The 21389-nt window shown below is 43.0% G+C and carries 17 protein-coding genes and 1 tRNA gene; 13 read left to right on the top strand and 5 right to left on the bottom strand.

Annotation, left to right across the window (positions count from 1 at the left end; genetic code table 11):
- Window positions 1–228 precede the first annotated feature (228 nt).
- The 4 genes from ACFGVS_RS29170 (at window position 229) to ACFGVS_RS29155 (ending at window position 3196) form a co-directional block, all read left to right on the top strand.
- Entirely contained in the window at window positions 229–1371 is a 1143-nt protein-coding gene (locus tag ACFGVS_RS29170) for a sensor histidine kinase (protein WP_439696640.1), read from the top strand.
- A gap of 2 nt (window positions 1372–1373) precedes the next feature.
- Window positions 1374–2075 (top strand): LytR/AlgR family response regulator transcription factor, encoded by a 702-nt coding sequence (locus ACFGVS_RS29165; protein WP_439696639.1) that lies wholly within the window; start codon window positions 1374–1376, stop codon window positions 2073–2075.
- A 127-nt stretch (window positions 2076–2202) separates the two neighbouring features.
- Window positions 2203–2274, top strand: a tRNA-Arg gene (locus ACFGVS_RS29160).
- Window positions 2275–2506: 232 nt separating this feature from the next.
- Window positions 2507–3196: a VIT1/CCC1 transporter family protein gene (locus ACFGVS_RS29155; protein ID WP_439696638.1), complete on the top strand. Its 690-nt coding sequence runs from the start codon at window positions 2507–2509 to the stop codon at window positions 3194–3196.
- Between the two features lie 95 nt (window positions 3197–3291).
- On the opposite strand, the gene ACFGVS_RS29150 is transcribed toward ACFGVS_RS29155, so the two are convergent.
- Window positions 3292–3966, bottom strand: a complete 675-nt coding sequence (locus ACFGVS_RS29150; protein ID WP_439696637.1) for a cytochrome b/b6 domain-containing protein — start codon at window positions 3964–3966, stop codon at window positions 3292–3294.
- A 270-nt stretch (window positions 3967–4236) separates the two neighbouring features.
- Between ACFGVS_RS29150 and ACFGVS_RS29145 the strand changes: the two genes are divergently transcribed.
- From ACFGVS_RS29145 to ACFGVS_RS29135, 3 genes are all read left to right on the top strand, one after another.
- The gene (locus ACFGVS_RS29145) at window positions 4237–4914 is read left to right on the top strand and encodes a response regulator transcription factor (protein WP_439696636.1); all 678 of its coding nucleotides are present in this window, start codon (window positions 4237–4239) and stop codon (window positions 4912–4914) included.
- Window positions 4911–6164, top strand: a complete 1254-nt coding sequence (locus ACFGVS_RS29140; RefSeq protein ID WP_439696635.1) for a sensor histidine kinase — start codon at window positions 4911–4913, stop codon at window positions 6162–6164. Before ACFGVS_RS29145 ends, ACFGVS_RS29140 begins: the two co-directional genes overlap by 4 nt.
- Window positions 6165–6286: 122 nt before the next feature.
- Window positions 6287–7045, top strand: coding sequence for a hypothetical protein (locus ACFGVS_RS29135; RefSeq protein ID WP_439696634.1), 759 nt, complete (start codon window positions 6287–6289; stop codon window positions 7043–7045).
- Between the two features lie 166 nt (window positions 7046–7211).
- Here the strand turns inward: ACFGVS_RS29135 and ychF are convergent, their stop codons facing one another.
- The gene (gene ychF / locus ACFGVS_RS29130) at window positions 7212–8315 is read right to left on the bottom strand and encodes a redox-regulated ATPase YchF (RefSeq protein ID WP_090644633.1); all 1104 of its coding nucleotides are present in this window, start codon (window positions 8313–8315) and stop codon (window positions 7212–7214) included.
- A 234-nt stretch (window positions 8316–8549) separates the two neighbouring features.
- Here ychF and mgtE point away from each other — a divergent pair, with 234 nt between their 5' ends.
- Together mgtE and ACFGVS_RS29120 are read left to right on the top strand one after the other, a co-directional pair.
- Window positions 8550–9920, top strand: coding sequence for a magnesium transporter (gene mgtE / locus ACFGVS_RS29125; RefSeq protein ID WP_090646157.1), 1371 nt, complete (start codon window positions 8550–8552; stop codon window positions 9918–9920).
- 82 nt (window positions 9921–10002) lie between these two features.
- Entirely contained in the window at window positions 10003–10500 is a 498-nt protein-coding gene (locus ACFGVS_RS29120; RefSeq protein WP_439696633.1) for a DUF5362 family protein, read from the top strand.
- Window positions 10501–10578: 78 nt separating this feature from the next.
- Here ACFGVS_RS29120 and ACFGVS_RS29115 read toward each other — a convergent pair whose 3' ends face one another.
- Window positions 10579–10911 carry a DUF3276 family protein gene (locus ACFGVS_RS29115; RefSeq protein WP_274213831.1) on the bottom strand — a complete coding sequence of 111 codons (333 nt, stop codon included), beginning with the start codon at window positions 10909–10911 and terminating at the stop codon, window positions 10579–10581.
- A 166-nt stretch (window positions 10912–11077) separates the two neighbouring features.
- Window positions 11078–12865 (bottom strand): ABC transporter ATP-binding protein, encoded by a 1788-nt coding sequence (locus ACFGVS_RS29110; RefSeq protein WP_439696632.1) that lies wholly within the window; start codon window positions 12863–12865, stop codon window positions 11078–11080.
- A gap of 454 nt (window positions 12866–13319) precedes the next feature.
- Here ACFGVS_RS29110 and ACFGVS_RS29105 point away from each other — a divergent pair, with 454 nt between their 5' ends.
- Window positions 13320–13544 carry a DUF6965 family protein gene (locus tag ACFGVS_RS29105; protein WP_274209090.1) on the top strand — a complete coding sequence of 75 codons (225 nt, stop codon included), beginning with the start codon at window positions 13320–13322 and terminating at the stop codon, window positions 13542–13544.
- 113 nt (window positions 13545–13657) lie between these two features.
- Here ACFGVS_RS29105 and ACFGVS_RS29100 read toward each other — a convergent pair whose 3' ends face one another.
- Window positions 13658–14152: a nuclear transport factor 2 family protein gene (locus ACFGVS_RS29100; RefSeq protein WP_439696631.1), complete on the bottom strand. Its 495-nt coding sequence runs from the start codon at window positions 14150–14152 to the stop codon at window positions 13658–13660.
- 776 nt (window positions 14153–14928) lie between these two features.
- Here ACFGVS_RS29100 and ACFGVS_RS29095 point away from each other — a divergent pair.
- Genes ACFGVS_RS29095 through ACFGVS_RS29085 form a run of 3 tightly spaced genes read left to right on the top strand, consistent with a single transcriptional unit; the run spans window position 14929 to window position 21379 of the window.
- Complete coding sequence (locus ACFGVS_RS29095; RefSeq protein WP_439696630.1) at window positions 14929–16038, top strand: hypothetical protein; 1110 nt, start codon at window positions 14929–14931, stop codon at window positions 16036–16038.
- A gap of 24 nt (window positions 16039–16062) precedes the next feature.
- Window positions 16063–17481 carry a hypothetical protein gene (locus ACFGVS_RS29090; RefSeq protein ID WP_439696629.1) on the top strand — a complete coding sequence of 473 codons (1419 nt, stop codon included), beginning with the start codon at window positions 16063–16065 and terminating at the stop codon, window positions 17479–17481.
- Window positions 17482–17533: 52 nt separating this feature from the next.
- Complete coding sequence (locus ACFGVS_RS29085) at window positions 17534–21379, top strand: hypothetical protein (RefSeq protein WP_439696628.1); 3846 nt, start codon at window positions 17534–17536, stop codon at window positions 21377–21379.
- The last annotated feature ends 10 nt before the right edge of the window (window positions 21380–21389 follow it).

Below are 21389 nucleotides of genomic sequence, written 5' to 3'. Positions count from 1 at the left end.
ACGTAGCGGCAAACCATAATTTAAAACAGGGTGTATAGATGAATGGCCTTTTTTTAGTGGTGAGTGGGCTATTGTTGCTCAAACCCTGTATAATTTCAAGTCATGTTGCCGGGGTCAATAAGGGGGGAAACAACTGTTAAACTGTATATTTGCCATTTCATCTATACATTCAAGTCAATCACCGATGTTTTTATTTTCATGCCGGACTGATTGTGTTACTTTACCTCTATGTCAAAAATTAAAGCTATTTCCATCATCCTGCATTTTGCCGGCTGGGTTATGCTCATGGCCATCCCGCTCATATTTCTGCATAGAGGCGGCAGCTTTGACGGTGACATCGTCCTTTTGCAAAGCCCCGACTATTGGTTATTCGGACTTACTTTTATGGTGGTTTTTTACAGCAACGCCTACTTTTTTGTTCCGCGGCTGCTGCTCCGTAAAAAACATATTTTCTTTGGAATTGCTGTTTTTTCCCTGTTCTTCGGTGTTTACTGCATCAGGCCATTTGACCGCTTGCTGCATATCAGGGAAAAAGAGGACGACAGCCGGCGGCCTAATAACCGGCCGCCTTTCAATGGGCCCGGCAACGTGAATTATCAGCCCGTGGAGCCTCCGGGACGAAACCCCAACTTGCCATCCTATCGCGATAGACCTTTAAGCCGGTCGCCGTTTGGGCAGCCGTTGGATATTACCAGTTTCTTTATTTTTTTTACGGTAATAGCCTTTAGTACGGCCATTAAAACTATCCGGGAATGGCTGCTTACCGAGCAAAGGGCCGCCCGCGCCGAAGCGGATAAAGCGACCGCCGAGCTCTCTTTTTTGAAAGCACAAATCAATCCGCATTTTTTGTTCAATACCATGAACAATATTTATACGCTGGTTTTAACAAAGGACGATCATGCAGCCGACAGCGTTTTGCGACTTTCAAAAATCATGCGTTACGTTACCGAAGATGTAACCGGGAATTTTGCACCCCTGCAGCGCGAGGTTGATTGTATAGGCAGCTATATTGAACTACAGCGTTTACGCACAGGTAGCCTTACGGCTGTTAATTTTGAGGTAGACGGCGACATAGATGGAAAACAAATAGCCCCCCTGCTGCTAATGACTTTTATTGAAAATGTTTTCAAATACGGTGTTAGCAAACATGAAAGCACAACTATCCAAATCAAATTGGTTATCAGCGAAACTACCCTGTACTTTTATTGTAAAAACCGGATATTCGGTTTAAGTAACGGCGATAACCACAGCACCGGCATAGGCATCAGAAACACCCGAAAACGTTTAGAACATTTATATACCGGCAGGTATTTATTAAATATCAGCAACGATAACCAGGAGTACATTGTTCAGCTAACTTTACCAACTTAACCATGATCCTTAAATGCATAGCCATTGATGATGAACCTTTAGCGTTACGGCTTATTGGCGAATATGTATCGCGGTTTCCCAAACTGCAACTCATCAAAACATTCGAAGACGCAATTTCGGCGGCCGAATTCTTAAAAAACACGGCGGTCGACCTCCTTTTTTTGGATATCAACATGCCCGATATCTCGGGTATCGACCTCTTAAGGTCGCTGCCTGTAAAACCCATGGTTATTTTCACCACCTCCTACCGCAACTATGCCTATGAAGGCTTTCAACTGGAGGCGGTAGATTTTGTTGAAAAACCAATAGAATTTGAACGTTTTACCAGGGCTATAGAAAAAGCCCTGGCGTTTTATCAATATAAAAACCGGGCAAATGAAAAATTGAATACTACAGACGAAAGCCTGTACGTCCATTCTGAATACCGGATTGTGAAGATTGACCTGAGTGCCATTGAGTACATTGAAAGTATGGAAAACTACATCCGGATTCACTTAACTAACGACAAACCGGTATTTACTTTAATGACATTAAAGGAAGTGTTGAAAAAGCTGCCCGCTGATAAATTTCAGCGTATTCATCGCAGCTACATTGTACCTGTAAGTAAAATAAAATCCATCCAAAATCGTAAGGCGCAACTAACGGATATTGAATTGCCGGTGAGCGATGCGTATTATGAAAGTATCCGCGGTTTGGTTAATTAGCTTTTCGTATGCACCAACCTTAAAGAATCGTAATTCCCGCTTCATAATTCATTTGGCTCTTCCCTGTTGTTAAAAGAAAACGGAATACGATAAAAGGATTAAATCAATTTTATATATTTGCGCCGCTGCTCCCGTAGTTCAACGGATAGAATTATGGTTTCCGGTACCATCGATATGAGTTCGAATCTCGTCGGGAGCACTAATTATCGTTTGATATTTAAACAAAGGACTATTCAAAAAAGACTAGTCCTTTGTTATTTCCATAGTAACAGCAAAATGACAAGCTAACACGGTTTAGTTTGCCACCCTCAAAACATGAACAGAATTGGTCGAAACCTTTAGGTTCTAAATCAAGAATAATTCTAACTTATAATTCAGCCTTACTACTATTATTTAACAATAGTATATTCGTTATTAAAAAACCAGCGCAAATGCATCATGAACACCATGTAACCAGTTCGGAAACCATCAGGGACATTGTTATCGGTATGTCCGATGGTTTAACGGTTCCTTTCGCTTTGGCGGCAGGTTTAAGCGGAGCCATCAGTTCGTCAACCCTTGTAGTAACTGCGGGTATTGCCGAGATTGTTGCCGGATCAATTGCCATGGGCTTAGGCGGTTACCTTGCCGGGCGCACGGAAGTAGACCATTACCAATCTGAATTAAAACGGGAGTATGAGGAAGTAGAGAAACTACCCGAGCAGGAAAAAGCCGAAGTAATGGAAGTATTCGCGGGGTTCGGTCTATCTGAACCATTGCAACGGCAAATTGCCGATGAACTTGCCAAAGACAAAAAGCAATGGGTGGAATTCATGATGCGTTATGAACTTGGCCTTGAAGAACCCAATGCAAACCGCGCGGCCAAAAGCGCCATTACCATTGGCTTATCCTACATTGTTGGCGGCATTATTCCTCTATCTCCCTATATCATTATCGACCATGCCCAGGAGGCTTTATATTACTCTTGCGGTGTCACGCTGATATGCCTGTTCATATTTGGTTATTTTAAAAGTAAAATGACAGGCCAGCCGGCATTAAGCGGCGCTTTTAAAGTAGTAATAATTGGCGCGCTTGCCGCCGGGGCCGCTTTCCTGATGGCCAAATTGATTACCGGGAAATAACAAACGTACTATTGTTAAGTCTGAAGTCCTAAGTCTGAATTTTCATTTTTGACTTAGAACTCAAGACTTTGGGCTAAAGACTATCCGTCACGACACTATGATTTACCTCCGTTGATCATATCCGAAACAATGCCTTTGCCATCATGCTTTCGTTCGGCCAGGAAAACGCCTGCAATATGAACTACAATAAATGCAATAATAAGGTACATACAAAAACTGTGAACCTCTTTAACGCTGTGCCTGATAGATTTATATGGCGCCAGCAGGTCTTCAAAAGCCAGGAATAAACCTGTTACTGCCATAATAATAAGCAGCAAATAAAACACAGCGTAAATACTTTTCACGGCAAGCTCGTGCCTCGTCAACTCTCTTTCCTTTTTGATAGTTTGAAATTGCCGGTAAGCGCCTTTTATTTTGCCAATGAATTTTTGATCGGCCAACTGAAAAAACTCCAGCACCAGCCTAAATAATAATAAAACAGCCAAGCCATATCCAAAATAGGTATGAATACTCCATACGCTATCGCCAAGTGCATGGGCAACAGAGCCGGCCTGGTCGTTGGTTACTACGGCACCCACCTGCTTCAGTTCATCTTTAACCAAGGCTGTTACCGGCCTTCTGTCGGTAATAGTCGCATTGATTAGTACGGTAAGCAGCGAACCACTGATGACAATGGCATTAACCCAATGCCAGAGGCGAAGGGGTGCCGAATATTTTTTGATATGTCCCGGATGGGTAACATCTTCACGGATAGGTTCGATAATTGCCATGTTAATTTTATTTAGCTGCCTGTTTTGCCCAAAAGATAATCAATTCCATTTATCAAACCAATTTGATCTGCCCGTACCTTCTGCATTGTTATAAAGGAGGATTTATCTTTTTGGATGATAACAGTATAGTGACGTTTTGAGGCTGTTTTTTTTGTAAATTACCACAAGAATATGAAGCAAATCTGTAGTTACTACATCTTTATCCGCAAATGGGTATGCGTACTTCAGTTTATCTTCAATTTCGCATTTTATCTTTGAACAAAAACCGAATTGAAAATCCTGGTAATAGAAGACGAGCAAAGCTTACGTGAAAACATCACCAGCTACCTGAATGTTGACGGCAATATATGCGAAAGCTGTGGCGGACTGACTACGGCACTGCAAAGATTAGCAGACTATGACTATGATTGCGTGCTTTTGGATATAGGCTTACCCGACGGGCAAGGTTTAGATGTGCTTGAATTTTTAAGAGCCCACCACAAAAACGAGGCTGTGCTGATCATTTCGGCCCGAAACTCATTAGATGATAAACTGAAGGGGCTAAACCTGGGTGCCGATGACTACCTGACCAAACCATTTCATCTTGCCGAGTTAAAAGCGCGCTTAATAGCTGTATACCGCCGGAAAGCATTAAATACCAATAACAAAGTGGTATTTAATGAAATATCAATTGACATACCGGGCAGAACGGTTGAAGTTAACGATAACGCCATCATACTTACACGTAAGGAGTATGAAATGCTGCTTTATTTTATTGCTAATAAGGGCAAAGTAATATCCAAAAATGCCATTGCCGAGCACCTTTGGGGAGATGAGATGGACATGCACGATAACTTCGATTTCATTTACACCCATATCAAAAACCTGCGCAGGAAATTGTTGGATGCCGGTGGTAAAGATTATCTGACATCGATATACGGCCTTGGTTACAAATTTGTGAGTACATGAAACTATCTGAGCATTACACCCGGACAAGTGTATATATCACCCTAACGGTTTTACTGTTTGGGGCGGTTATTTATTATTTTGCAATTAACTATATAGCGCAGCAACAGCTTGACCGGGGCCTCCAGCAACAATTAACTGAAGCGGAAGAATACGCCAGGAGTAATGACCAGAACCCGCAATTGTATGACCTGGACAGGGATCATGCCATATTTGTAAAAACAAACCGGCAGCAATTGCAAAAGCGTTTTTTTGATACCACTTATTTTAACCCTAAGGAACAACGGGCAGAGCCCGGCCGCGCGGTGGAAGACCTGGTTAAAGTAAACAATAACAACTACTACAAGGTGGTTATCACCATTTCCAGGGCCGGCCAAAAGTATCTTATTGAGGTTATAACTATTATTACCCTTACCCTGCTTGCCGGCCTGCTGGCTGTGCTCTTTATAACAAATAAATACCTGCTTAACGACCTTTGGAAACCTTTCCGGCTAACTTTAAAGGAAATAAAGCAATTTAATATTGCTGATGTTGACCAATTTACCGGAAAACCAAGCCTGGTGGATGAATTTACCGAACTAAATGAAGCGATCAGGGAAATGTCGTTAAGGGTAACGCACGATTACCTGAAACTGAAACAGTTTACAGAGAATGCATCGCATGAAATGATGACACCGCTGGCCGTTGTAACAACCAAACTGGATACACTGATCCAGGACGAAACTTTGGGTGCCGATCAGCTGGCACAAATAACAGATATTTATAGCTCAATTAATAAATCAAGCCGGCTTAACAATTCATTGTTGCTGCTTGCCAAGTTGGAAAACAAACTCATAACCGAGGAAGAACCCATTGAGCTTGACATTATGCTGGCCGAAAAGATGCAGCAATTTCAGGAATTGATGCAAAGCAAAAATCTTTTGTTTCGGCACCAACTTGAACCTAAGCAGATATTGGCCAGCAAATACCTGGTTGATATTTTGTTAAACAACCTGTTCAGCAACGCTATCAGGCATAACATTACCGGGGGGATAGTTATTATCCAATTAACAGCGCATTTGTTATCGATAAAAAACAGCGGGGGTGCTAATCCTTTAAACACCGACCTGATTTTTGAGCGATTTCAAAAAGGTAAAGAATCGCAAGGCACCGGCCTGGGGTTAACGTTGGTAAAAAACATTTGCCAGCATTACGGCTACACCATCCATTATTATCACGAAATGGGTTTACACGCTTTTGTAATTACGTTTTAGATGGTGTTTTGTCACCTTAGTGATACAATAAGCATTTAGCAGCTAACTACAGTTTTGCTTCAGATTGTCATTATAGTTTTATCGTGTATGCCGTTGGCGTACATTATAAAAGTACAAAATCAATGAAATATTTATGCTTACTGGCCTTTGCCTTTATCACCCTGCAACTTAAAGCGCAGGACAATTACGAAATCCAGGTATATGGTTCAGAAACGGTAGAAAAAGGAAATACCATGGTAGAGCTTCATAGTAATTATACCATTAACGGAAGTAACACAGCTACCAATGGCGAATTACCAACCAACCATGTTGTACATGAAACTATCGAGATAACCCACGGCTGGACCCCATGGTTTGAAACCGGCTTTTATTTTTTTAACTCAATAGGTGATGGGGGGCGGACTGCGTACGTAGGCTCGCACATCAGGCCAAGGGTAGCAGCCCCACAAAGCTGGAACTGGCCGGTGGGCGTCAGTATCTCAACCGAATTTGGGTTTCAAAAAAGCGCGTTCTCTGCCAATACAAGCACACTGGAAATAAGGCCTATTGTGGATAAAAAATGGAACAAATTATATATTTCTGTAAACCCTACATTAGAGAAAAGCTTCGCCGGCCCCGATGTTAACCGTGGGTTTACCTTCTCGCCCAATGTAAAAGGTAGTTACGATGTAACCAAAATTGTGGCGCTTGGATTAGAATATTATGGAAGTACCGGGCCATTTTTTCATTATGATGCATTTAAACAACAGGACCACCAGCTATTTGTAGCAACCGACCTCAACTTCGACCCCAAATGGGAGGTTAACGGTGGCATAGGCTATGGATTTACTTCAAATACGGATAAAGCAATTGTTAAAATCATTATCGGCAGGAGGTTTTGACAGCACAGCGGTGAGGTTATTGTATGCGTAATTCAGCACAAAAAAAGGGAAATGCTTTTCGACACATTTCCCTTTTTTGTTGTAGCACGGCCGTAAAGACGAATTAATTATTTTTGATAACGCCTTTAATTTCCTGCTCTATGGTGTTCAATAGCTACCGGTTTAGTTAAACATTAAACCTGAAGTGCATAATATCGCCATCCTGCACAATGTAGGTTTTACCCTCGATGCCCAATTTACCGTTCTCTTTTATCGTAGCTTCAACACCGTTAAATTTCACAAAGTCGTCGTATTTAATAACTTCGGCGCGGATAAAGCCTTTTTCAAAATCGGTATGGATAACGCCGGCTGCCTGCGGTGCTGTAAAGCCCTGGGTAATTGTCCAGGCACGTACTTCCTGTACACCGGCTGTAAAATAGGTGGCCAGGTTTAGCAAACGGTAAGCAGCTTTTATCAGTTTGTTAACGCCCGATTCTGTTAAACCCAAATCGTTTAAAAACATCTGGCGTTCTTCGTATGATTCCAATTCAGCAATTTCGGCTTCAATTTGTGCCGATATGATCAACACTTCGGCTTTTTCCTCAGCTACGGCGGCTTTTACCTGTTCAACATAAGCATTACCTGTACTTACAGATCCCTCGTCAACATTACAAACGTACATTACCGGTTTGGCGGTAAGAAGCCATATGTCGGCAATATATTCTTTGTCTTCTTCGGCAACCGGTGCTGTACGGGCCGACTTGCCTTGAAGCAAATGGTTTTTATAAACGGTTAAAACATCAAAGGTTTTTTTAGCCTCTTTGTCGCCACCTGTTTTGGCCATTTTTTCAACTTTCTGAATCTTTTTCTCTATTGAGTCTAAATCCTTTAGCTGCAATTCGGTATCGATAATCTCTTTATCGCGTATTGGGTCAACCGAGCCGTCAACATGAATCACGTTATCGTTATCAAAGCAGCGCAATACGTGGATAATAGCATTAGTAGCACGAATGTTGGCCAAAAACTGGTTACCCAAGCCCTCGCCTTTGCTGGCACCTTTTACCAGGCCGGCAATATCTACAATCTCGATAACGTTTGGCACTATGTTTTTGGGCTGAACTATTTCGGTAAGCTTTGTTAAGCGCTCATCCGGCACCGTAATTACGCCCACGTTTGGCTCGATGGTGCAAAACGGAAAGTTAGCCGCCTGCGCCTTGGCATTTGATAAGCAATTAAAAAGTGTTGATTTCCCCACATTTGGCAAACCTACTATCCCACATTGTAAACCCATTGTTTTAAATTCTAATTTCTAAAATTGTTCATGGTTGATGGTTCATAGATCATGGCCAAATAAACAGTCTGAAACAGCATCAAAGACTATGAACCATGAACTATCAACCATGAACCAAAAGGCTGCAAAGATAACAGAATTTTTTGCCCGATTATTTGAAAAAATAAACGACTTTTGCCATCGTTAAAAAACAGGATCACATTAATAATACGATGTAAAAACGAGGGCAATTATATGGAAGAGATGGTTGAGCAAATAGAATTGTTACTGGAACAGGAAGACAATACCCAATTACAGGAATATTTGAACAGCCTTAATATATCGGATGTTGAAGAACTGATTGATGAACTTCCTGAACACGGCCCTTTATTTATCGAAATACTTTCGCTTAACCGCGCCGTTAATGTATTCCGTATCCTGGATTTCCCTACGCAGGAGCGCATCATTAAAAAGCTATCGGGCCCAAGGGTTGCCGAATTAGTTAACGAGCTCCCCCCGGATGACCGTACCGCCCTTTTTGCCGAATTGCATGGCGACGCTGTTAAAAAACTGATCCTTCACTTATCACCAGAAAACCGTAAAGAGGCATTGTCGCTTTTAGGTTACGAAGAAGATAGCGTTGGCCGTTTGATGACGCCCGATTATATCGCCGTAAAAAAAAACTGGGATGTTACAAGGGTATTGTCGCACATCCGCCGGTACGGTAAAAACTCCGAAACCATCGATGTAATTTATGTTATTGACGAAAATGGAATTTTACTGGATGATATTCGTATCCGCGAAATACTATTGGTAAAACCCGAAACCAAGGTATCTGACCTGATGGACGGCCGCCTGATAGCCCTAAGCGCCAGCGACCCGCAAGAAGAAGCTATCAATATTTTTAGAATGAATAACCGCACAGCTTTGCCGGTTGTTGATAAAGAGAATATTTTGTTGGGCATAGTAACTGTAGATGATATTTTATGGATAGCTAATGAAGAATACACAGAAGATATTCAAAAAATAGGTGGTACCGAAGCTCTTGATGAGCCGTACCTTGATATCAACTTATTCCGGCTGGTAAAAAAACGCGTTGGCTGGCTTATCATCCTGTTTCTTGGCGAAATGCTTACCGCTACAGCTATGGGCTATTTTGAGGGCTCGATTGAAAAAGCGGTGGTACTGGCCCTGTTTATTCCCCTCATCATATCAAGCGGTGGGAACGGCGGCTCGCAGGCATCAACGCTTATTATACAGGCCATGGCCCTGGGCGAAGTTACCGTTGCCGACTGGTGGTTGGTGATGCGCCGCGAAATCATGTCGGGCCTGATGCTGGGCGCAACCTTAGGCGTTATTGGTTTTGCCCGAATCTACATCTGGCACCTGTTTTCGCCTGTCTATGGCCCTCATTGGATCCTGGTAGGTTTTACCGTTGGCAGCGCCCTTGTAGGGGTAGTTTTATGGGGATCATTAGCTGGCTCAATGCTGCCACTAATACTCAAAAAATGCGGCGCCGACCCTGCAACCTCTTCTGCCCCGTTTGTGGCCACATTGGTAGATGTTACCGGCCTGATCATCTATTTTACAGTTGCCATAATTTTCATGAAGGGGACAATGCTGTAGTTTCGTTGCTGTCAAAATTATTGTTTGCTTAAATATTTATATACCTTTAGTACAATAAATACTTAAACTTAAAACACTAATAATGGAAACTGACGAAAGCTACATCACCCCTCCTGGTTCAACCGAAATCATTCTGACAGCCGAAGCGCAAAGCTATTTACTATCGGCAGGTAAATGGGCTACCTTTTTAGGTATCCTGGGCTTTATTTTTTGTGGCTTATTTGCTTTATTAGCCTTATCAATAGGTACCATTTTTTCAAAAATGGCCGAAACGATGCCATACAATCCCGGCCTGAAAATGATGGCAGGTTTTGGCGGCGGCGTTACTATTTTTTACCTGTTAATTGATCTGCTATACTTTTTCTTCGCGCTTTATATTTACCAGTTTGCGGTGAAAATAAAGGCAGGGGTAAACTTTAAGGATACAGCCCACATAACAGCCGGGCTGGGCAAGCTAAAATCGTTTTTTAAGCTATGGGGAATTGTAACCATAGTTTTCATTTGCGTTTACGTATTAGCAATAGTATGTTTTGTAGTATTTGCTGCAACTATGGCAAAAGATATGTCTGCCGGAATGTAATAGTGCTTCATTAAAATAAAAACCCTGCCTTATGGGCAGGGTTCAATTATATTAGTTTAGCGTTAATTCTTTTTGTTGTTAAATCTCAAACGAAAAATCCTCATCGGCAGAAGCTTTGGCAACTTCAGGATTTTCATTATATTCATAGCGCTTTTCCACTACATCCTGGTTAGCCCTGATGTAGTCAACAGTATCTTTCAAACCTTCGGCAAATTTTTCAAAATCTTCTTTGTATAAAAAAATCTTGTGTTTAATAAAAACGCCGTCTTCCAAACGCTTTTTGCTCTCTGTAATTGTAACATAATAGTCGTTTGAGCGGGTTGCTTTTACATCAAAAAAATACGTTCTTTTCCCGGCTCTCACCTTTTTAGAAAATACCTCTTCACGTTCTCTATTGTCAAAATCTCCCATAAATATCCCTGAAATTAGTTTTGGTTGGCATAAATATAAATAAAAATTCAAAGTGCAAGTATTTTATTCGTTTTTATTGCAACTTTTAAAACAAAACAATGATTTTTTTGTGCGCAAGTTAAATTTATTATTGCTGCGAAACTTAGATGTTAGTCAACCAGAGGAGTTAGGCGTTCTGCTCTTCTTCTAACAGCTGCTTTTCATACAGTTCAAAATAGGTTCCTTTAAGCTGCATCAGGTATTCGTGGTTACCATGTTCAACAATTTCGCCATTATCCATCACCAGTATCTTATCGGCATTTTTTATGGTTGATATGCGGTGCGCTATAATGATGCTGGTTTTACCCTGCATAACACGGCCAAGGTTATTCAATATTTCCTCTTCGGTACGGGTATCAACAGCCGAAAGGCAATCATCAAATATCAACACCTGGGGGTGCTTAAAAATGGCCCTGGCAATAGATACTCGTTGTTTTTGCCCGCCCGACAGGGTTACGCCGCGCTCGCCAATTAAGGTGGTAAAGCCGTGCTCCAGCTCCATAATGTTATTGTAAACAGCTGCATCCCGGGCGGCCTGTTCTACCACCGGCAAATCAAGCACATCGGCGCTGAAAGCGATATTGTTGGCAATCGTATCGCTAAACAGGAAAACCTCCTGCGGCACAAAGCCAATTTGCGACCGATACCCTTCCAGGTTAAGTTGTTGCAGGGGAATATTATCTGCCAAAACCTGTCCGCCGGTAGTATCATACATGCGCATAACCAGGTTGGCAATGGTTGATTTGCCCGAGCCTGTGCGCCCAATAATGGCAACCATTTGCCCCGGATCAACCTTAAATGAAACGTTTTTTAAAGCCCGGATGCCGGTATCAGGATAAGTGAACGATACGTTATCAAATTCAAGCGCCCCTTTAATAGCATGTACTGGCGCCTTTGACGAAATGATCTCGGGCTGCTGATGCAAAAACTCATTGATCCGTTTTTGCGAGGCAGCCGCCCGCTGCACCAGCGAAGTTACCCAACCCAGGGCAATCACCGGAAAATTGAGCATATTCAGGTATACAATAAACTCGGCAATATTGCCCGATGTAATATTGCCCTTCATTACCTCTACCCCACCCACATACATGGTAATTACGTTACTCAGGCCAACCAGCAACAACATAATGGGGTAAAACATTGCCTGCACTTTGGCAAGGGCCATCGAATGCATTTTATAATTTTCACTTTCGGCTGCAAATTTCTCCCGTACAAAGGCTTCCCTGACATAGGATTTGATTACCCTGATGCCAGAAAAATTTTCCTGCACAAAACTCGACAATCCCGACAGCCGTTCCTGGATCTGTTCGCTCCGGTAGTTAATTACATTATTCACATAGTAAATGATGCCCGCTAATACAGGCAGCGGCAATACCGACCATACTGCCAGCCGCACATTTACGGTAAGCATGGCATAAATTACCATTACAAACAGCACCACGGTATTGATGGTATACATAATGCCCGGCCCAAGGTACATGCGCACCCGGCTTACATCTTCGGTAACGCGGTTCATCAGGTCGCCGGTGTTGTGGCGCCGGTAGAATGCCAGCGACAGGCGCTGGTAATGGCTATAAATTTCGTTCTTTAAATCATACTCTATATGCCTGGACATCAGGATAATGGTTTGGCGCATAAAAAAAAGGAACAGGCCCCTCAGCAAGGCCAGCACCAGTACCAGCACGCCGAACAGCATCAGGCTGCTGCCAAAAATATCATAGATCATACTCTGCCGGTTAAAGCCGGCAAAAAGGTGGTAGGCGCCAATATTCTCGGTAACCAGGTCGAAGGCTACGCGGATAACCTGTGCAGGCAATACACCAAAAATATTGGATATAATTACAAACAGCACTCCCGGGATTAGCCGCCAGCGGTATTTGTAAAAAAACTTATTGAGGTATGCGAGGTCTTTCATTTATGCTGACCAAAAGTATTAAAATTTGAGGGGATTGTTGTCGGCCGAAAAGTAACATTGATGTAAGAAAACAACAAGCGTAAAGGCGAAAGGTAAAAAGTAAAAGGCGAAAGGTCGGGTCAGACGCATCTTATTGGGTTAACATAACTTAACACATTTCAGGTAAAACATTTATAAGTATTTTATAATCAATATTTTATATTTTAACATAGTTAACACTAAACTGATAGCACAATTTAGGCGCATCCAGATACTTGTGCCTGTTGTTGGCCAATATAAGTCCCTTCGGCAGCTTGATCATTTAACCACAATCAGCCAGTAAAAAAAGATGTCGTTTGATGTTTATATCGTCCCGACGACATAAGCTCATTCCATTAGCTATTTTGATGATTTGCCCTGGGCGAAAAGTAAAAAGGCCTAACCGATTACCGGATTGCTTTTTTACCTTTGCGGCATGACAGAGCAGGAGTTGACAGCTTATTTTGAAACCGCAGATTTGCCCCAAACTTTAAGAATTGACAGGGCAACCACCCAGCACGACGTGAAAGAAGCCGTGGCCCGCAACCTGGAAACCATGCGCACCGAAGTTAAACATGCCGGCGCCAGGCACCGCCTCATGCGCATCATCAATGCGCTCGAGCATCCTTACGACGGGCCGGGAATTCCTGGCCGCTGGTAGCTTACACGCAATTGAGGCAGCCGGAAAACAGTTAAAAAATATCAAATAAGAGCAATAAACAAACAACCATCTCCGGTTATTAAGCCATTGGTTTTAAAAATTTACAGTTTTTATCAATGCCCAACGCTCACAACCCGGCTAACCTTCCATTGGCCGTTTTTTAACTGCCAAACGTGTACAAATTTCATAACGCCAATTACCGGCTTACCGTTTTCGGTATGGGTAAAACGGTGAGTGCCCATTTCAATAGCGCCGAAACCCGGCATAGGGTAAACCTCCAGGCTTTCGGGCAGCAGGTCGCGGCGCAGGTCGGCGGCTTGTTTGTTTTCAAAAATACCCTTAAAGCCGGCCATAGTGCCATCATAACCGGTAAGACCCTTGCCATCATTATAAAACTCCACATCGGCAGTAAATAAGCCCTTCATCACATCCAGGTTGCGGTTATTAAAGGCATCAAACATCACACTATCCATATGTGCAATAGTTTTAAACAATGCGGCATCCTTTGGTTTAAAAACTGCTGTTTGGGCATTGGCAGTAAAGTTACAGGCAAAGGCAATAAATATTACCGAAAAACATATGCGGAAAAATAATTTGGGTGTCGTCATGATTAAAGTATTAAGTATACCGGATAGACGCCTGTGGCCAAACCATTGTTACCGGTAAGCAAAAATATTTACAGGCGCGACTGCATGTTTAAAGGCTAAGCGTTGAGAGATGAAAAGCTTAATTCTCCTTTGATACCACTAAAGCTCCACTCCCTGCCCCATTTTGAATTTTGACCTTTGACTTTTGACTTTCACTATGGCGTTGCCTGCGGCCCGGGCTATCCGTTCCAAGTCCTCGCAGGCCGGGGCGCACAAGGGCCCGCGCATGCTGTGGGCTTTCCACTGCTATCCCTAACGCGTTTTTATCTTGCTGGTAATCAATTACTGACAAGGTTGCGTCACCGCCGTTTTTAACCCGACCGTTTAAATTTGTAGCATCCGGGCAAGAGATTTAGGGTTCACGGAAAGTTGAACGAGTTTAATATTAGGGCGCCAATCCTTCTTTCCATGCCCCCTGACTCTTAACCTCCATTAGACGCATTTATATTATTAATTAAATATAAAAATATTTATCTCCATTTCTTTTGCAATTCAATTCAGATAGCTATTTTAGTACCGCCTAACAACCTTATCAAAATGACGACACCCACTAAATCCATTGCGATTAAAGTACTACCCGGCTTCAAAAGCCCTGGACCCCGCATGTTTTCACCAACTGTATTTATCCGGAATTACCGCATTGTCAGCATGAATTATCCTTGTTAATTCACGCCCTGGCTGTGCCTGTTTAAATCATTAAATCAACTTATCATTCGATATTATCCCCTTTTTTAATTATGAAAAAATCAATCTTTATCGCTATCGCACTTCTTTTGGTTTCTGTTTTTGCCCATGCTCAGTGGACAACAACTGGTAGCCTCACAACTATTACTAATACCGTGGGTATAGGTACTACTGCTCCTTCATACCCATTTCATTTATACAATACTACAGCCCGAAGTACAAATAGTGGGGGCTCTGTTGATTTCGGCCTCGATTCGTACAACAATAACTTGGTGGGCTCACGCTTGTATTTCGGGCGCTCCCGCGGCACTTTAGCTGCTCCTTTGGTAGTACAAAACGGAGATTACCTTAGTCTTCTTGATTTTTATGGTCATGACGGCACTACGGCGCAACGTGCAGGACAGCTTATTTTTAAGGTTGACGGAACCCCTGCAAGCGGCATTGTTCCTGGGGCATTCCTGTTTACAACTGTAGGCTCGGATGGCGTCAATGCCGAGCGGATGCGGATCAGTTCGGGCGGCAATGTAGGTGTCGCTGCTCCAGCCCCTATTTCTACTTTCCAGGTTAATAGCGGCCCTTACAAGTTTTCTGCGGGGGGCTGCCCGGGCGGCGATTTGCATTATGGCACGGCTTATATCGGCTTTAACGCTGCGCGTATAGGGCGCGGTAATTCTGCAAACTGGACGATTGAAGGAGACGGTAGCCACAACGGCGGTGGTGTAATTTACTCTGATGTTGCCGGGACTTTATATTTAGCTCCGATACCTTCAGTCGGTACCACTACCCGTACGCTGACGGATATTGACATCAAGAATAACATCACTTTTCGCGTTGATGCTAACGGCACCACATACGCAAAGGCCATAGCCGTTCAAACAACCGGATGGCCCGATTACGTTTTCAAAAAAGACTACACCCTGCCTTCCCTAACCGATGTAAAAACCTACATCGACCAAAACCAGCACCTGCCCGAAATCCCGTCAGCACAGCAAATCGAAAAAGACGGCGTTAATGTGGGTGAGATGAATAGGCTGCTGCTTAAAAAGGTGGAGGAGTTGACTTTGTATTTGATTGAGAAGGATAAACAGGACACTGAAAAAAACAAGCTGCTACAAGCACTACAGGCCCGGGTAAGTGAATTGGAAAAAAATAACTCGAAATAAATTAACCCCCTAAACAAATAAAAAATGAAAAAAAATCTATTATCACTCGCAATAATGCTTTTCGGTTGCCATTTTTCTTATGCCCAATGGACTACAACCGGTACCCCAACCACTATTACTAATACGGTTGGCATTGGTACAACCACCCCTGCTTACCCATTTCATATATATAATACTACTACACGAAGTACCAACAGCGGTTCGTATGCCGATTTTGGTATTGAATCTTTCAACAACACCGGGTGGCAGGGATCGCACCTGTATTTCGGACGGGCCCGGGGCACGGCAACTGCACCACTTGCAACGATTAGTGGAGATTATCTTGGCTGGCTTGACTTTTATGGACATGATGGCACCTCGTTTCAACGCTCGGGCCAGATTGTCCTTGTAGCCAATGGCGCTCCATCAAGCGGCATTGTACCGGGGGCATTCCTGTTCAGCCTGGCTGGCTCCGATGGTGTCACCTCCGAACGCATGCGCATCAATTCGGCCGGTAATGTGGGCATTGGTACAACCAATCCTACAAGTAACTTACAGATTTTCGAATCATCGGACAGTAAACCTGGTGGAGTTGTTGCACCAACGAAATCTGTATTTAAACTTATGAGAAATGGAACTTCTGATTATTCTTATAATGAAAGCGCTGAATTCAGGATAGGACATGGCGGACCAAGCCTATCGGGTAGCAAATTAGATCTGTTTGTGAATGGAGCGAGTAATACAAATGGCGCCCCTGATCAGCAAGTGATGTCATGGTTATACAATGGCAACGTGGGTATTGGCACAACAACCCCTGCTGCACCTTTGCATGTAAGTAAGCTGATGACACCGGGCGCTGTTACCGAGATGTTGCGTTTAGAAATCAGGGGAAATAACAGCGATGAACTGGCCGGCGAAGGCGCGGCCATAAATTTTTACACACCCGTAACCCCTTCGCCCGATGCTTTGGGGGCACAGATATACTCGTTCAGAGAAAGCGCTGTAAATGCTACTTCAACTACTTCGTTGCGCTTTGCTACCAATAACGCAGGAACCGTATCAGATAAGCTTGTTATTTCGGGCAGCGGGAATGTGGGCATCGGTACTGCCGATACCAAAGGCTATAAACTTGGTGTAAACGGCGGTATAATAGCCACAGCAGTAACCGTTAAACTTTACGCCGATTGGGCCGATTATGTGTTTAATAAAGACTACCGTTTACCATCCCTAACAGAGGTAAAAACCTATATCGACCAAAACCACCACCTGCCCGAAATTCCATCAGCGCAGCAAGTTGAGAAAGATGGCATTAACCTGGGCGAGATGAATAAGCTACTGATGAAAAAAGTGGAGGAATTGACGCTGTATTTGATTGAGAAGGATAAACAGCTGGAAGCGCAGAATAAAAAGATAAACGACCAGGAAAAGCGTATTTCAAAACTGGAAAAGCCGGGCATCAATTAATTACTTTCTAAGTAACGTAACAAACTTACTATAAACCTTTTAGTGTTTTTATATGAAAATTAACATCAAAGTCATTTTTACATTACTATCGCTATGTAATGTATTTTGTGATTTCTCGTTTGCTCAGGGTCCAACTCTTAGCAAAGTGATACCGCCATCACCCAATATACAGGCATTCCAAAAATATGGTAATATACCGGTAAGCCCATACACCGGCATTCCCAATATCTCCATTCCCCTGTATACTGTTAAATACAGGGACGTAAGCTTCCCTATTTCGCTTAGCTATCATGCTTCCGGTATTAAAGTGGCCGAGGAGGCCAGCCAGGTTGGTTTGGGCTGGGTGATCAACTCTGGCGGGTCAATTTCACGTACAATCATCGGCGATGATGATTTTAACGGATCTGTTTATTTTAATAGCAGTACCAATACCTTAATGGACTTTTCTGATGGCCAGGGTCCTCGCGATAATATGACGGATGGCTGTATACTGAACATGTTTAACAGGAATATTCCAAACCAGCCAACCATGTACACGATGGATTTGGAGAGTGCTTTAAACTCGTTTCCGGTATTTGATTTTCAGCCCGATCAGTATTTTTATAACCTGCCTGGACAAAGCGGGAAGTTTATCCTGAAAAGAAATAAACAAGCTGTGATTGAAAAACAGGAGAAGTTGCAAATAACGCCGGCTGCTGACGGCAGCACCTGGCAGGTGAAAACAACCGATGGCTATACATATGATTTTAATATCAGCGAAAAATATCATGATTCGTCCGATCACCTTTCTGCATGGTATCTTACAAAAATCACTTCCCCTACCGGGAACAGCATAACTTTTAACTATACTGTGGTACCCAGGTATGTACAAACCGTGGGTGGTTATTCAGATTCGTGGGATTACTTTAACCCACTTGTACAAGCCGGGAAATATTACGCTCCATATACGGGCCGGCAGGCCGGCTCAACACCCGGAAAGGAATATACCCTGGTTGTGCTCGATAATATCGATTTTAATACCGGTATCGTAAAATTCAATTATTCGGACCGGGACGACCTGGTAGGCGACAAAAAGCTGGATAATTTAACCATTTATCCTAAAGATGTAAATGGCGTAGTAAGCACAACAGCCTTGAAGACCGTAAACCTTACTTATGATTATTTTGACCATGGTAACGTCGACAATGATTCGGGAGCAGGAACGGATGCCAATTCAAAAAGATTACGACTATTGCAGGTACAGCAAACGGGCAACTACCAGGGGAACACTATTTCGGAAAAACCCTATGTATTCACCTATAACGAAAGCGTATGGATGCCATCAAAGGGATCATTTGCCAGAGATCATTGGGGGTATTATAATGGCAAGGTTACCAATACCTCGTTAATTCCAAGTAACGTCACCGTCAGTTCACCCGATATGATAACGGCGTACCTGGGACTGGATGGCTCTGAACGAAACGCCGATCCTTCTGTTGTTGGCGCATATTCCTTATCAAAAATTCAATATCCCACAGGAGGGTCTACAGAACTTCAGCTTGAGGCCAATGATTTTGACGAACAGCAATCACAGGTAAACGATGCCAGCTACTTTAGCCATGCTTACGATATTATACCGCAAACAACTACTGTTGTTTATGACAATCCGCAGCATAAATTCCTGCCATCGGATACGCTGGACCTTACTAACGCATATGCCTTTGCCGAAAACCCTTTGCAAGCTACACCTTATATTGGATTTAACCTGGTTATAAGGTTTAATGATCCCAGCATGTGCAATAATCCTTATCCTTTTCCTACTACAGACAAGGTTACCATAGATATTTATGATATTAACGGGACAAATTTGCTGGTGCATAAGGATGCCTCCTATTTCCCGGCATGCTCGGGCGGCAATACCGATGGATGTATGGTTTGCACTGGACAAGCTATGACCTACAATATGTCGAATAGTTCATTGCTCCCCGGTAAAAAGTATCTCATCCGGACGCATGTTGATAACGCCTATGCCACATCTTTGCAGGACTTACGAATGAATTTCAGTTACTACGCTCAGGTAAGCTCAGCAGCTAACTACACTACACAAAACAATATTACTTTTTCAAGTGGCGGCGGGCTGCGCGTATCGCGCATTATAGACCATGATGGGGTAAATCCAACCAACATCAATGTCAAGAAATTTGTTTATCATTATTTTGCGGATAAAAACAACAGCGGCACACCTAAAGAATACAGTTACGGCAGGCGGATGTCACATCCCGTATATACCTATTTTACAATTACCGATTTTGTTTTTAAATACCCTGTTACGGGTGGCGCTTTTTACGAAGCTTTTACTGCCCCCAGTTTAATGCGGATGTCGGACAGTGATATACCGTTAAATGGCTCTGCCGGTGGCGCGGTGGTTGGGTATGACCAGGTAACCGTTTTAGAAGGGGAAAATGGCGAAAACGGAAAAACTGTATACCAGTACGTTAATCAGCCCGACCATGTAAATCCTTATAACGATCCTGAATATCATTTGCCGATGCAGCCCCCCTTTGCAGCTAATCTTGCCGAAACCTTAAACGGATCTGTTTTAAAACAGGAGGATTATATCAACAAACAGGGGCAGTTCCAGATTGCCAAGCGTGTGATAAACACCTACGAAAATTATGCAACCAATGATAACGTGGTTTACGGTGTTGAAAGCCGGGTAAAACCGCATATCGATATCGACATGTCGAACGGGTCGCAGGTTTCTGGTAATTCGAACCCATGTGAACGGAATCTGTTGTCGTACGTAACGCTAAAATCGCAGTTTAAGCCTTTAATTAGTACAATTGAAACAACCTTTGCCCAGGATGATATCACACGATACGCAGAAAATACAACAAACTATTATTATGACAACTATGCGCATTTTCAGCCAACACGCATTACAACCAGCAACAGCAAGGGCGAGGTAACAACGACAGTTAACAAATATCCGCTTGATTATGCAATTAGCGGTACGGTTACTGATGCCACTGCAAATGGGGTGCAAAACCTGGTAAATAAAAATATAGTTACACCCGTAGTTGAAAAATATATTAAAAAAACCAACCAGGACGGGAGCAATTCGCGGGTAACAAATGCTGTTTTTACGTCATATAAAACGGCACAGCCACTGCCGGATGTAATACAGGCCACAAATAGCGTATTACCTATTACCAACTTTGCGGAGTCGGCAGTAACCGCCTCATCCACCACTTTAGATAGCAGGTATAAGCAATATATTTTTGCCGACCAGTATGATAATTATGGCAACATTTTACAGCAGCACAAATTTAACGGACCATATAACTCCTATGTTTGGGATTATAATTCTGCATTACCTGTTGCCGAAGTTACAAACGCATCGATAGCCAATATAGCCTATACCAGTTTTGAGTATGACGGAACCGGCAATTGGACAATCGGGTCGACATCGCGGGATAACACAACGGCAAAAACGGGTAAAATATCCTACAATCTTGCCAATGGTGATATTTCAAAAGGTGGCCTTACAACCTCAACAAGCTACATAATATCGTACTGGAGCAAAAGCGCCACGCCGCTCAATATTACCGGCACAGTAAGCGGCTATCCGGTAAATGGCCCGGCAACCCAGGGCTGGTATTACCACGAGCATAAAGTCACCGGCGTAACTTCGGTTACTGTTACAGGGTCCGGTAATATTGATGAATTGCGGTTATACCCCGCAGATGCCCAAATGACAACGTATACCTATACTCCGTTAGTAGGCATCACAAGTTCGACGGATGCTAAAAACCAGACCTCCTATTACGAATATGACGGACTCCTAAGGCTAATCAACGTTAAAGACAAGGACGGCAACATTGTTAAACATACAGATTATCACTACCAGGGGCAATAATATCTTAACC

The sequence above is a fragment of the Mucilaginibacter sediminis genome (assembly GCF_051903035.1).
Taxonomy (GTDB): Bacteria; Bacteroidota; Bacteroidia; order Sphingobacteriales; family Sphingobacteriaceae; genus Mucilaginibacter.
The sequence above is the reverse complement of the archived record's forward strand: the minus strand, read 5'-3'. Positions and strand labels throughout refer to the sequence as shown.